Source organism: Porcipelethomonas ammoniilytica, from assembly GCF_025567485.1.
GTDB lineage: Bacteria > Bacillota > Clostridia > Oscillospirales > Ruminococcaceae > Porcipelethomonas > Porcipelethomonas ammoniilytica.
Genome location: NZ_JAOQKH010000001.1, coordinates 162,207 through 176,569, shown reverse-complemented (window position 1 = coordinate 176,569; position 14,363 = coordinate 162,207). Strand labels below are relative to the sequence as shown.

Below are 14,363 nucleotides of genomic sequence, written 5' to 3'. Positions count from 1 at the left end.
CTCATGAAATATTAGTACACACCATCATAATTATTGCTGTAGATATAATAAACATAAGCGTAAAGCAAACCATTATACCTAACGCCGCAGATAATACTGAATTTATATTTTTAAAAAGCTGAACAATTTTTTTGGCTCCAAAAATTTCTGCTGCCGCACCAAGAGCCGAAAATGAAAGCTTATTTAAAAAAATCAATATTAAAGACGGCAGAAGCATTACCGCCAAAGCAATTATTCCCACGCCTCCTATACCGTTTTTTAAAAGTACTAAACTGCCTCTTACCGTCGTATACGCATCTGACGCAGCCCCTCCCACAACAGGTACGCTGTTTGAAATAACATATTTTGCCGCTTTTGTGGTCATTGTATCAGCCGACGAACCGACGATACTTTGTATAGATAAAAGACCTGTAAAAATTGCCATTATAAGTCCAAGTCCCCATGTTACGATTTTTTTTATACCGTTTAACATACCGCTTAAATCAATCGTATCACAAGCCGCATCAACAATCGCAAGGCAGATGCACATACTTAATACCGGCATAAAAAAATTGCCTGCTATCTGAATAGCAATATCAGAAAAACCAAGCACCAGCATATTATATCCTGAAGCAGAGGTAATATGTCCGCCTGCTGCCGCTACTCCGGCAAAAACAGGAACAAATCCGAGCATAAAATCTGCTCCCTGAGAAAGCGATTCAGAAGCGATCTCCAAACAAGTACAAACAGGAACAGACAACGCCGCAACGCAAACAAGTACGCAAATCAATTCGTAAATTTTTGAAATTTCCTTATTTCTGATTGTATTCCCCGTACCCTCAATAAGTGCGGTAAGTATTATAACTAACAGTAACGATACAAAAAGTTTTAAAGGCTGAGATATTTTACTTTCAATTATGTCTTTTATAATCTCCCATATTTTTGATGGCTTAAGGCTTAATATACTTTGAGGATCTTCAAAACTTATACCATTCTCTTCCAGTATATCCCCTACGCTCAGGTTCTCCGCACCGCTTGCCTTTAATAATTCATCCTCACTGTCAGATGCGCATACGGGTATACAAAAAGAAAAAAACATAATAATTATCAAAATTAACTTTTTCATTCCATTATCACCATTACAGTATCTATGAGCAAATCAAATAAAGGCAGAGCCAAAATAATAAGCTGAATTTTTCCTGATATTTCTACTGCTGACGCAATGGCATTTTCATTGCAGTCCCTGCATATATCTGCCGAAAATTGTGTAAGATAGCATATTCCCAGCGCTTTAAATACGATTTTTATATATTCTCCGTTTAATTCGGATCGATTTATAAGTTCATCTATTTTTGAAAAAATATCAGGAATATTTGACATCAGTATCAAAAATACAAAAATGCATACACCTAATACCAAAAGCATTGCCTGCTCTTTTGAATACTTTTCAGTTATTTTACAGATAAGCGATGCGCAAATACATAGACCGCACACCGAAACAACGCCCGCCGTCATAGCCCGAACACCGATTTTACTGTATCAAACAAATCGCTTATACTGCTTATAATCATCATTAAAACGACTATAAGTCCGGCAAGAGTGGTCATCATTGCCTGTTCTTCCCTCTCAGCACGTTTCAGAACAAGATTCAGAACCGCAACTATAATTCCTATTCCCGCAATTTTAAAAATCAGATCAACATCCATTTGTTTTCTCCTAAACAATTAAAATTCCTATCATTGCACCAAACATAACTCCAAGCGATCGGTACATCTTCCCCTTTATCCTGTATTTTTCCGATTCTTCTTCAATCAGCTCATCTAATCTGGCTTTATAAATATTAAGAGTAGAAAGCTGTCCGTCAATATCGGAAGTTCCAAGACTATATCCTATTTCCGTTAATAACTTTTTTTCACTTTCAGAAAGAATATCATCCTCTTTTACTGCTTGCTCCCAAGCCACAGGAAATGAAACTACATTTTTGAGTATTATCGTAAGCTTATTTAAAAATTTGAAATCATTATATAACCCAGCATTTTCTAATTCAAAAATTATCTCTTTCAGAGTAAAAGAGTTAAATCTTATCATAATGGATATTTCTTCTAGCATCTTTCTTTCCTTGATAAGTCTCTCTTTTTTGTTTTTTATACTATTGGATAAGAATATTCCAACAGCCGCTGAAGTCAAAAAAATCAAAAGCGTTCCGGCAATACGAATCATAGTTGAAATTCCTCCTATACTATTTTTTTTATTTCCATAACTTCGCCTATTCTGCTTCCGGAGCCAAGCAAAACTCCATATTGAAATATTTCATTTGAAATAAGATCTGCAATATTTCTGCGTTTCAAGACCTCTTCAACTGAACTTCCATGTACTGTCGCAATAAATTTGACTCCCGAATTTACAGAATCCAGTATAGCGTTGCAATCTCTCTTCCCTCCTATCTCATCACAGATAACAATTTCCGGAGACATAACTCTTACCGCAGAAGTTATGCCTTCGCCCTTCGGGTACCCATCAAAAATGTCTGTAAACGTACCTATATCGTTCTTAGCCTCTCCATGATATACGGCCGCAATTTCACTTCGTTCATCTATAACTGAAATTTTATACTTTTCTCCAAGTATACGGCACATATCTTTCAAGATAGTTGTTTTTCCGCTGAGAGGCGGTCCGATAATTAAAAGACTCACAGGTTTCACATCATATAATCTTTCACATATTTTTTCACTGCATCCGAAAACCTGTCCGGATATTCTGAAATTAATTCCGTTAATATATTTTAAAGTTTCAACGTAATTTCCATTTAATACTGCCGTACCGGATATCCCTACTCGATTTCCGCCTTCCAGAGTAATAAATCCCTCTGAAATTTCCTTTGTATAACTATGCAGCGAATAATCGCATATCGCTCTGAAGCATTCATTTATATCATTTTTCTGCACAACAATACCCAGACTTTTATGAGTTGTCAATCCTCCGTTTTCGGTAACAAAATAATTTTTACCGTACGATGAAACACTGACAGGTTTGTTTATTCTAAGTCTTATTTCATTAATACGGCTGGTATTTTCCGTTGAAATCTTATTCATAGCGCTGGAAATTCCTTTAGGCATGTACAACAGTACTTTTTTGAAATTTTTTATATCAGTCACTTTAATCACGTCCTTTTTTCTGTTGTTATAATCCTATGCATGTCCTTAAATATTTAGAACAAAAAAAGTTGCATATATTTTAAATTTATGATAAAATTTTATTATAATATTATATTAAAGGATTAAAAAATGAAAAAACTTGTATTAGGAATTCTGGCACATGTCGACTCCGGAAAAACAACGCTTTCTGAAGGAATACTTTACAAAACAGGAGAAATCCGAAAATGGGGACGCGTTGATCACAGAGATACTTTTCTTGACACACATGACCTTGAACGTGAAAGAGGTATCACGATATTTTCCAAACAGGCAGTCTTTCACATAGGAAATACAGAATTTACTTTATTGGATACTCCCGGACATGCCGATTTTTCTACAGAAACAGAACGTACATTACAGATCCTGGATTATGCAATACTTGTTATAAGCGGCTCTGAGGGAATACAAAGCCACACAGAAACACTCTGGAAACTTCTTCAAAAATACAAGATTCCGTCATTTATTTTTGTAAATAAAATGGATATATCAAAATTTTCAGAAACTTATATTATGAATAGTATAAAACGCCGTTTTTCAGACGGCTGTATTAATTTTCACACTGACAGAAATTCAGAAGAATTCTTAGAAAATCTTTCACTTTATGATGAAAATCTTTTGCAGGAATATCTTGAAACAGGTAATCTAAGTACAGAAACTATCAGCCGTTCAATTTCTGAAAGAAATATTTTTCCATGTTTTTTCAGTTCAGCGCTTAAACTGGACGGCATTGATGAATTCATTGATATTCTGGAAAAATATACCTGTGAAAAAGCATACGGCAGTAATTTCGGCGCAAGAATTTTTAAAATATCAGAAGATGAACAGGGAAACCGTCTTACGCATTTAAAAGTTACCGGAGGTAATCTTAGAGTAAAAACTACTATTAATTATAATTTTAACGGAAATTTAATAGAAGAAAAAATAAATCAGATAAGAATATATTCCGGCAAAAAATATCAGACTGCTGAAACAGTTGATTCAGGAACAGTCTGTGCTGTAACAGGACTTACCAAAACATATTCCGGAGAAGGTCTGGGAACAGAAACAGATTCTGAATCGCCTTTGCTTGAACCGGTTCTTACTTATAAATTATTACTGCCTGAAGAACCTGACACTAACAAGGGGCTGAATATACTGCGCCGTCTTGAAGAGGAAGATCCTCAGCTGCATGTTATTTGGAATGAACATCTCCACGAAATTCATATTCAGCTTATGGGTGAAATTCAGCTGGAAATATTAAAAAGCATTATAAATGACAGATTCGGACTGAAAGTTGAATTCGTCAACGGAAGCATTGCATATCGTGAAACTATTGAAAATACTGTTGAAGGCGTCGGCCATTATGAACCGCTGCGTCACTATGCAGAAGTACATCTCCTTATGGAACCAGGTAAACCAGGAAGCGGACTTGTATTCGCAGCTGACTGCCGTGAAGAAATACTTAATAAAAATTGGCAAAGACTTATTCTTACTCATTTAAAAGAAAAGCAGCATATAGGAGTACTTACAGGGTCTCCCATAACCGATATGAAAATTACTTTAACTGCCGGCAAAGCACACCTAAAGCATACCGAAGGAGGAGATTTTCGTCAGGCTACTTACAGAGCCGTCAGACACGGACTGCGTTCAGCTAAAAGTATTCTGCTTGAACCGTGGTATAAATTCCGTCTGGAAATACCCTCTGAGAATACCGGACGTGCCATATCAGATATTCAAAGAATGTGCGGAAATTTTTCTTCGCCGGAAGTATCAGGAGATATGTCTGTTATCGAAGGAAATGTACCGGCTTATGAAATGAGAGATTATCATAATGAAGTTCTTGAATATACTAAAGGTAAAGGCAGATTATTTTACAGTCTTAAGGGATATGAACCATGTCACAATACGGAAGAAGTCATTTCCGAAATCGGATACAATTGCGACAGTGATATTTTAAATACTGCTGATTCTGTTTTCTGCTCTCATGGTGCAGGATATACTGTTAAATGGAATGAAGTAACGCAGCATATGCATGTTGAAAGCTGTCTTAATCATAATTATCAACAAGAAGATATTTCACAGAATCATATTCACAGTTATCAGAAGCGTCTTGTTGAAGATAAAGAATTAATGGAAATATTTGAACGTACCTATGGACCAATACGCCGTGATAAAAATTCTTCTTTTAAACCTGTCAGAAAAAATAATTCAATCAATAATAATTATCATGCCAAGCCCATTCCGACCGGTCCGGAATATCTGCTTGTAGACGGCTATAATATAATTTTTGCTTGGGATGAACTTAATGAAATTGCCAAAGACAATTTGGATCTTGCAAGAAATCAGCTGATTAATATACTTTGCAATTATCAGGGATTCAAACAATGCGAGCTTATCCTAGTATTTGACGCATATAAAATAAAAGGCGGACAAAGAAACATTGAAAAAATACATAACATTAATGTTGTGTACACTAAAGAAGCTGAAACTGCCGATATGTATATTGAAAAGGTTACCCATGAAATCGGAAAAAAGCATAGAGTAAGAGTCGCCACATCTGATAATCTTGAACAGATTATAATACTGGGAAACGGAGCTTTCAGAATTTCAGCATCTGAATTTCAAAAAGAAGTAAAATCCGTAGAAAAAGCAATACGAGATTTTATTTTGTAACAAATATTACTTGTTGACTATAAAATATTAATGAATAAAACATGAGGTTATTATTATGGTAAATTTTCTGATTAAAACATTTATAAAAAATTCAGAGAATACAGAAAATCCAAAAATACGTCAAAAATACGGTACCTTAAGCAGTATTGTCGGAATTATATGCAATGTGCTTTTATTCCTTATCAAGTATGCAATGGGAACTTTATCTCACTCTATTTCTATTGTATCCGATGCATTTAACAACCTGTCAGACTGTGCCGGATGCCTTGTAACTCTTCTGGGATATAAAATGGCTTCAAAACCGGCTGACAAAAACCATCCGTTTGGTCATGGAAGAATGGAATACCTGACTTCTCTTATAATAGCAGCTCTGATAATATTTGTAGGAATTGAGCTTTTAAAAAATTCTGTAGAAAAGATTATAAATCCGGTAGAAATAAGATTTAGCTTTGCTGTTTTAATTTCACTTGTTTTTTCAATAGCTGTAAAGCTATGGATGGCGGTTTTTAATGCTGAATTAGGTAAAAAAATTAATTCCTCGGTATTGACTGCAACTGCAAAAGACAGCAAAAGCGACGTAATAGCAACATCTGCAACACTTATTGCATTGATATGCTCATTATTTACAGCATTGCCTGTGGACGGAGTTATGGGTCTTTTAGTATCGGTATTTATTTTAAAATCCGGTTACGATATTGTTAAGGATACTGTTGACGAACTTCTTGGCAAACCGGCTGATCCTGAAATTATTAATCATATAAAAGAATATGTTTTAAAAAATGATAAAATAATTGGCATTCATGATTTAATAATTCATAGCTATGGTCCGGGAAATATGATCGGAAGCTGCCATGTTGAAGTTAAAAGCAATGAATCATTTACGGAAGTTCATGATATTGTTGACAGTATTGAACGTGAAATACACAATAATCTTAATATTTTAATGACTATTCATATGGATCCGATTGAAGTAAACGACATGCTTACTAATAAATGTAAAAAATTAGTAAATAATATTATACACTCAATTGATTCTTCGCTTGACCTCCATGATTTCAGAATAGTAAGCGGTGAATCTCATACTAATTTAATTTTTGATCTGGTTGTTCCTTTTGAATGCAAGTACAGTAACGAAGAGCTGAAACAAAAGATCGACATGCAATTGTCAAAAGAAAATATCAATTACTATACAGTAATTGTTTTTGATAAACCATAAAAAATTTAAAATACCCGCTGTATTTTTTAAATACAGCGGGTATTTTATACTCGGCTCAGGTATTATTGTCTGAAATACTTTCAATACCAATTGTTTCAGAAGGATTATTTATATTATGTTCGCATAAAAATAAATATTTTATAGCTGTTTTATCATTACAGTAAATTTCCAGATACGATAATGCCGCTTTACGGCATTCATACCACATTTTACTGTAAAAAAGTTCAATCATTGCTTCAAATTTTTTACGTCCCTCCAATTTATTTAAATATACATTTATTTCATCACATTCAAAATAATCAAAAAATTCATAATTATTACCGTCAAAATTTATTTTACCCAATACCCTTTGCGGATGTGGACGAGTAAAATTAATATCAGAAGTTACAATTAATTTAGTTTCGCAAACATCGCCTATTTTTCCAAGTTTTTTAGAAAGTCTTATACCATTAGAAAGCATAATAGTACCTAAACGTTTTTCATGACCTACAATACCAAGGAGTATACTATCCATAACAAGAACCAATGAAATCATCAAATACGGATATATACTGCGCAAACGTCTGACAAGATTTATACCCGATTCATAGGCAGAATCCGGATTGTTAAAAATACATATATATTCTTCCTGGTTATAACTTTCTATTACGCCTTTATGATATATAATATTCTCCATTATCTCTTTACTTAGATTATTGATGAAAATAAATATATCGTCATTAGTCATATTTTTTGTCTGTTCAGTAAAGTTGATAATGTTTATATGTAATATATAACTTGAAATATTACTGTAATCGCCCCTTGAAACAGAAAGTACTGAATTTTTTCCTATAGTCGTAATAATTCCTGATGGAAGAAATCGAAGATATGCTTCATTTAAACTGCTTAAATTTTGCGTATGACTATTAATCTGAGAGGACATAATATTAAACGCCTTTGCTATACCTGAAATTTCATCTCTTCCATTAGCTTTAACAGTAATGCTGAAATCACCGTTTCCTGCCGCTTCAACTGCTTCATGAAGTTTTTTTAAAGGAAATAAAGTAATTCTAATTATTACAAGTATTAAAATGCCTAACATAATTTCAACTGCAGTAACTATAAACAATATATTAAGTAAATTTTTCTTTGAAGAAGTCATATAATTATATTTAGAAATGCCTGTTTCAATCAAAGCAATAATTTTACCGTTTTTATCCTTAAGCGGAGAAATTGCAAGAACCCATTCAAAATCATCGGCATATGCTCCGTACATAATAGATTCACTTTCTCCCGCTGCTACGCTTTTGTATACGTCTGCTATTTCTTCTGATTCAATATTTTCAATTGGTATATTTACCGGATGTTCATCACATATACCAGATTTTATTCCTTTATTATCTAAAATATATAAACAGCAATAATTATTATCATCTAAAATTATTTCTGAAGAATGATTATTATCAATTACAGCTTTTATTTTATCATTTCCATCAGTATATTCAAAAAAACTGCAAAGCTCATAAAAATATTTATTTTGTTCGGGATGATTCCAGTTGATATCAGCAAATTGATCCAAATCAATTTTCGCCTCAATTACTTTTGCAGACATAACTGCTCTGTCAAGTTTACTTTGAAGATAAACTTTTTCCATAATTGAATCAATAAACAAAAATAAAATAATTCCTCCAATGCCAAGGCTCAATACGATTATTCCAGAAATTTTCAGCAAAATTGATATACGTTTCAATGATAAAATTATAAATATAATTACTCCTGCTGCTATACCAACTACGCAGAAAATAATAAAATTCTTATTGTAACCAGTTGAAACCGATGACGTAAACGAATCCTTAAACACATCTGAATTAATAAAATTGATTTTTCCTATATAATAATTGTCGCTGCTTACCAACCATCCGTTATTTAAATCATAAATATAGCAATAACCGTTATTGTCTACTGTACATTGACTGAAACTGCCTGGAGATGTTTCATAAATCATAGCCGGATCGCCGTCCTGATCCATTATGTAAATTCTGTTTAATATATCCGTAAATATTATTCTTCCGTCAGGAAGAGCAGCTGCATAATTAACTATTGCTTCTATACCGGGATTCAATATTTTCTGCCTTTTATTATATACGTCAACAATCTGTATTCCTTCAAGTAAAGCGGAAACAGTGTACATCCGACCATCTGAAACAGTGAGAGAAGTACTGTATGCATTTTGAATTCCATTATATTTTAAATTATATAAAATATCGGCAGTATTATTTTCAAAGTCAATTTTCAGCCATTTCCTTTGTACTATCATGAAATTCTTTGAGTTAATTTCCGTAAGAACACAATAAAAATTTCCGTCATAAGCGGTCATAGCCTCTACATTGGTAAAATTATAACCATACGAATGCTGCGTTATCCATTTTCCGCAAATTTCACTATTGCTATCAGTTTTGACAATCATTATATCAGAGCTGTTATGAAAACATGTATAATTGTTTTGGTTATCATCAGAAATAGTATCATCAGCCGTCCAATCCTGCTTCTGACCAATCAGTATATAAATTAACGGAAAAGCGACTGCTATGAAAAAAGCGAATATTATTCGTTTTAACATAATATCTCCTTCACTGAATTATATAAAAATGCACTTTAAATTAATTCATGATACCATAATTTGAAATTGTCCGGCGGATTTTATCTGAATGCACCCTCCCCACATACATTGAAGCTGAGACGAGTTATTGAGCGCCGGCTGTCCTCCTATCAACACAGTATTGCTTCCCGGAAACCAAGGAGATAATATTACAGGCATACACGGCATAGGTGTAAGAACGCCCAAAGCAGTCGCTGTTGCGGCGGCAACCGTAGGATTAGCCATAGAATTGCACATGATAAAAGAAGGAATATTAATAATCGGTTTGTTATCTGTTATATTTGCAGCCGGCATAATATTAGTAACGCCCGACTGCGGAATAACCATTAACGGCATAGGAGACTGGCCAAAGCTGCATTGCAAAATTGCTCCTGCACATACTAATAAACCCATATACTTCACCTCTTGCTATATAATAATTGCTTTTAATTATTGGCAATTACAGTAACCGTCTCATTTATAACAGGAGTTGTTTCTGCGGGCAACTCAAGAGCTTTACCATCACGAAAATTTCCCGAAAATACCACATATCCGGTTTCCCTGTCAAATAAGGTACCGTTTCCATCATATAATCCGCATAAAAAACCTCCTTCATAAATTAAATGACCATTTGAATCAAATTCCTTACCCTGACCGGTTCTGTTTCCCATTACAAAATCTCCTGTGTAAAATAATATACCGTTTATATACAAGGAACCTGAGCCATTATATATTCCGTTTTCAAAATTACCGCTGTATACTATATTTCCGTTTTCATCGTACTCTGTCCCCTCTCCTGTTCTTGTGCCTGAAACAAAACTTCCTCGGTAAAATAGATTTTTGCCTGAATATATTTCCCCTTCTCCATTATAATTTCCTTCTGAAAAACTTCCTCTGTAAACAAGCTGACTGTTATTATAAAACTCACCGTCACCGCTGTATTTTCCGTCTTCAAAGCCTCCGCGGTAAATTATTTCCCCATTATCTCCATACAATATTCCAGAACCGTTAAACAGGTTTTTCTGAAACCCGCCCTTGTAAATCAAATTATTATCCTGACTGAGAGTTCCCTCTCCACTTAGTAAACCCTCCTTGAATTGTCCGGAATAAACCAGACCTGCTGAACTAAGTTCTCCGGTACCGTCATATACACCGTTGGAAAATCCGCCTGTATATAAAACTTCCCCCAAAATATTATATAAAGTTCCATGTCCATGATATTTATTATTTTCAAATAAACCTATATAAATAACGGAACCGTCTTCGGCATACAATTTTCCTTGACCGCAATACATATCATCGGAAAATCCGCCTTCATATATTAATTTTCCGTTTTCAGAATATAACATACCAAATCCTTCGGCATGACCGTCTACCATATCTCCTTCATATAGTACATTTTCAGAATCTTTATAAATTAAAACTGCTTTTCCGCTGTAATCTTCCATTTCAGGTTCGTTTACTATTATCTTTTTAGGTTTATCAGCCATTATTTTCGGTAACACTACAAAACAAAATCCAATTGATACTGCGGAAAGTAAAATCAGCAGTATTATCAGCTTTTTTTTATGTATATACACAAAGCATCCATCAATAAAATTTTCAGGCATAAATAATCACCTTTAATCAATTAAGTCAATACCGCCAAGCGAGTCGATTTTATCATATTCTAACTTATCTGTATCATACTCTGCCATAAGTTTAAATATTATAATCAATATACCGGCTAGCACAGCAGCAGTCACGGCAATTTTCAATAATATTTTTTTTATTCTGTCATAATATTCTGATTTGCATTCCGGTATAGCTTTTTCATTTTCAGGCATATATTTCAGTGCAATTACCAAATGTGAAAATTTTCCGCTGCGTAAGGAGTCAAGCCACCGCTTTGCCTCCGGTGTTCTGTGTTCAGACCATATTAAATCTATCATATCCGCCAGCTTTTCTTCAAGCAGCCCCTTGCATGCTCTGTTATCCAGCATAGGAAGTACATATGCAAACCTTATTTCTTTTTCATAAACAAAAATATTATTGAAAGACAACATCGGTACTGCAATTTCTAAAGGAGGATTCTGTAATACCAATGCCTTGACGATATCCTTTGCCGATAATTTTTTCCAGTCGGAGTCTCCTGCAATTATACCGTCTGGATGTTTAAATACAATATAATATTTTTCATCTATAGAAAAGTCTCCGTAAAAATCCTTAAAATTCAATGAATTAAAATACTTTATATATTCCGCAATTTTATTTCGGTCTGCCAATTCAAAAATACGGTATAATTGATTTTCTAATGATTTTTTACATATATACAACCTATATTCATCTGTTTTCTTTTCCGTATATATGACGTTAAATTCTTTAATATACATTACTGTACTACCAAAAATGCTGTTGCATTTAAGTCCGGTTCAGCTATACTTTTTACTCTGATTTCATAAAATCCAGGTATATCGAATGCTGTAAATATACCGGACGAGGTTATCTGACCTCCGTTATCCGGATGAACAGACCATTCTAATTCTCCATTTTTCCATACCTTACCATCAGGATGGCTAACATCAAAATGTACCGTTTCATATCTTCCTGCATACCGAACACTAGGGTTTATTTCTATCTTTCTTTCACTGTTCCCCATATCCGGAAAACGAGAAGCAGTCCAGCAGAATTTTAAATTTGTTTTTTTTATATCAGAATTAATTCTGACCGCTACAGAAAATGTACCTGAATCTTCATCTACTATTATGCTATATGAAAAATTATTATTTAATAATGAAGATTCTTCAAAAATTATTTTTTTATCATCAACATATCCAGCATTAATAAATACTACACCTGTTCCAAGACCGTGAGGAATATTATTACTGTAATAAATATTTCCTTTTCTGGCTTTTTCTGGAATAAGTACATAAGCAGTACCGGTATTTACAACAGGCTGATTTGCCGGAGAAATCATATGAGAAACTGTTTTATTTTCAGACGGAGGGCAAATAAATTCCGAACGTATCTGAAACGAACGCATATCTACTGCTGTAGGAACCGCTTGGCAAAACGGCAGATCCTCTACTGATTCAAGTATATAATACTGAGGCGAAACAAAAAGTTCTAACTTTGCAATATAAAGCTTTTCGTTATTATCTGTTTGTTGTTTTCTTAACATTTTTATTATTGAATCAGCTCTGTTTTCTGCTATATCCACTTCAATTTGAACCGGATATGCGGCTGATTTTCTTTTTCCAAAAGCCGCATGGATATTATCCGCTCTGATTATTCCTTTTCTGCCGGACGAACCCATTGCTTTTAATTTAGTACGAATAACTATAGTTTCAGAATCTGAACTGTCACATTGATCATATGATATATGTACAATATTTTTACCTGTGGAATTATTTGAATTTTCAGCAGTAAATAATTTAAGTCTTAAATCAAAATCAATGGTAATATTTTTTTCAGTATTTACTTTATTTACCTGAGTTTCCAGTATAAACTCTTCGCCTTCTCTTACAATTGAAGGACATATAATAGAAACATTTATCCCATCTGATATGAGTATTTTACGTTTTAAAGCTAAATTTTCCGATTCACACATAAATTTTTCAGGTTCTTCGTCAGTAATATACAGTGAATATCCTTCGGTAATCCTGTTATATTCCGGCCCCTCGTTTTCATCGTCCAATACTGTTTTAGCTATTGAATGAATTGGCTGAGACTGTTTCTCATCATATTCTATACACAAATATGCCGTTGTATAATCAGTATGGCTGCGTATAAACGAACTGTACCCATTTAATTCATTTACTTTAATAACTTTAGGTTCAGAAACAATTATTTCACGTCCCGAAGAATCAAGTGCAAATCCCGAATCCACTGCTATGCTCTGATCATCTGCTTTAACTACGCTCATTCCGGTTACAACACCGCTTCCGAAAAGCATATTATTAAGTAATCTTCTCTTATCGTTAAAGTAAATCTGTTCTGTTATAAAATCTTCGGCTGTCAGTAATTTTCCGTAAAAATACCTGTTTCGCTCAAATACCTTTAATTTGTTAGAAATCATTGTTTATCCCTCCCTAAATAAACATAATCCATAGCCGATTTCCCATCTAATATTCCCTGTTCCATACCTGATAGTACCGAATTTATTCCTAAATAACAATAATTATTCAATTCTGTAATATTTGAAAGAATTTTTATTTTAGCAGTAATATTGGCAGGAATTTGTGAAGAAACAATTACTGATAAAGCTTCTACTCTATTTTTTATCGGCGGACAAATGATCCAGACTGTAAAACGTCCTCCGTTATAAATTCGTTCAAGCTCTTTACATGAAGAAAAATATCGTTTTACATGGTAATATTCAACTATAAAAACATCTGTGCCACAGTAAAGCTTAAGCAGTTTTTTCATTCCCGAAATTGTTCCGCGGTGCTTACTGAGCCACGGTGTCAGCAATAAAAGTTCTCTTTTTTTATCGTCCGGAAACAGCTGCATATTTTCAACCGATATCCATTTTCCCAGCCATTCGATAAATTCATCAGGACATAATTCAGGATCATATATTTTACTGCTGGTATCAATTTCTCTTTCAAACTGACTGTAAATATCTGTAAATATTGTCAAAAACCTCTCCGTAAAGCTATTTTCACAATTTTGATACAGTTCAGGTAAATAGTCAAGGGGATTTATTCTTTTCTCCATAATTTTC

General features: G+C 33.7%; 13 protein-coding genes. 2 read left to right on the top strand and 11 right to left on the bottom strand.

Annotated elements, in window-relative coordinates:
* Position 1 precedes the first annotated feature (1 nt).
* From OCV67_RS00810 to OCV67_RS00790, 5 genes are read right to left on the bottom strand one after another with little or no spacing between them, the layout of a single operon-like run.
* Positions 2–1,105 carry a stage III sporulation protein AE gene (locus tag OCV67_RS00810; RefSeq protein ID WP_147641955.1) on the bottom strand — a complete coding sequence of 368 codons (1,104 nt, stop codon included), beginning with the start codon at positions 1,103–1,105 and terminating at the stop codon, positions 2–4.
* On the bottom strand, positions 1,102–1,494 hold the full coding sequence (locus tag OCV67_RS00805; protein ID WP_147641954.1) for a SpoIIIAC/SpoIIIAD family protein: 393 nt from the start codon (positions 1,492–1,494) through the stop codon (positions 1,102–1,104). The genes OCV67_RS00810 and OCV67_RS00805 overlap by 4 nt, the downstream gene beginning before the upstream one ends.
* Complete coding sequence (spoIIIAC, locus tag OCV67_RS00800; RefSeq protein WP_147641953.1) at positions 1,491–1,685, bottom strand: stage III sporulation protein AC; 195 nt, start codon at positions 1,683–1,685, stop codon at positions 1,491–1,493. Before spoIIIAC ends, OCV67_RS00805 begins: the two co-directional genes overlap by 4 nt.
* A 10-nt stretch (positions 1,686–1,695) precedes the next feature.
* On the bottom strand, positions 1,696–2,199 hold the full coding sequence (locus OCV67_RS00795) for a stage III sporulation protein AB (protein WP_147641952.1): 504 nt from the start codon (positions 2,197–2,199) through the stop codon (positions 1,696–1,698).
* A 14-nt stretch (positions 2,200–2,213) separates the two neighbouring features.
* A complete protein-coding gene (locus OCV67_RS00790; RefSeq protein WP_147641951.1) occupies positions 2,214–3,134 on the bottom strand; it encodes an ATPase, T2SS/T4P/T4SS family in 921 nt (306 codons plus the stop codon).
* A 129-nt stretch (positions 3,135–3,263) separates the two neighbouring features.
* On the opposite strand from OCV67_RS00790, the gene OCV67_RS00785 reads away from it, so the two are divergent.
* Positions 3,264–5,825, top strand: a complete 2,562-nt coding sequence (locus OCV67_RS00785) for a translation factor GTPase family protein (protein ID WP_147641950.1) — start codon at positions 3,264–3,266, stop codon at positions 5,823–5,825.
* Between the two features lie 55 nt (positions 5,826–5,880).
* On the top strand, positions 5,881–7,041 hold the full coding sequence (locus tag OCV67_RS00780; RefSeq protein ID WP_147641949.1) for a cation diffusion facilitator family transporter: 1,161 nt from the start codon (positions 5,881–5,883) through the stop codon (positions 7,039–7,041).
* 55 nt (positions 7,042–7,096) lie between these two features.
* Here the strand turns inward: OCV67_RS00780 and OCV67_RS00775 are convergent, their stop codons facing one another.
* From OCV67_RS00775 to OCV67_RS00750, 6 genes are read right to left on the bottom strand one after another with little or no spacing between them, the layout of a single operon-like run.
* Positions 7,097–9,640 (bottom strand): HAMP domain-containing protein, encoded by a 2,544-nt coding sequence (locus OCV67_RS00775; protein ID WP_147641948.1) that lies wholly within the window; start codon positions 9,638–9,640, stop codon positions 7,097–7,099.
* A gap of 45 nt (positions 9,641–9,685) precedes the next feature.
* Positions 9,686–10,072 carry a DUF4280 domain-containing protein gene (locus OCV67_RS00770; protein WP_147641947.1) on the bottom strand — a complete coding sequence of 129 codons (387 nt, stop codon included), beginning with the start codon at positions 10,070–10,072 and terminating at the stop codon, positions 9,686–9,688.
* A 32-nt stretch (positions 10,073–10,104) separates the two neighbouring features.
* A complete protein-coding gene (locus OCV67_RS00765) occupies positions 10,105–11,268 on the bottom strand; it encodes an MORN repeat-containing protein (RefSeq protein WP_147641946.1) in 1,164 nt (387 codons plus the stop codon).
* 12 nt (positions 11,269–11,280) lie between these two features.
* Positions 11,281–12,030: a hypothetical protein gene (locus tag OCV67_RS00760; protein WP_147641945.1), complete on the bottom strand. Its 750-nt coding sequence runs from the start codon at positions 12,028–12,030 to the stop codon at positions 11,281–11,283.
* A complete protein-coding gene (locus OCV67_RS00755) occupies positions 12,030–13,715 on the bottom strand; it encodes a hypothetical protein (RefSeq protein ID WP_147641944.1) in 1,686 nt (561 codons plus the stop codon). The genes OCV67_RS00760 and OCV67_RS00755 overlap by 1 nt, the downstream gene beginning before the upstream one ends.
* Complete coding sequence (locus tag OCV67_RS00750; RefSeq protein ID WP_147641943.1) at positions 13,712–14,356, bottom strand: phage tail protein; 645 nt, start codon at positions 14,354–14,356, stop codon at positions 13,712–13,714. The genes OCV67_RS00755 and OCV67_RS00750 overlap by 4 nt, the downstream gene beginning before the upstream one ends.
* Positions 14,357–14,363 lie beyond the last annotated feature (7 nt).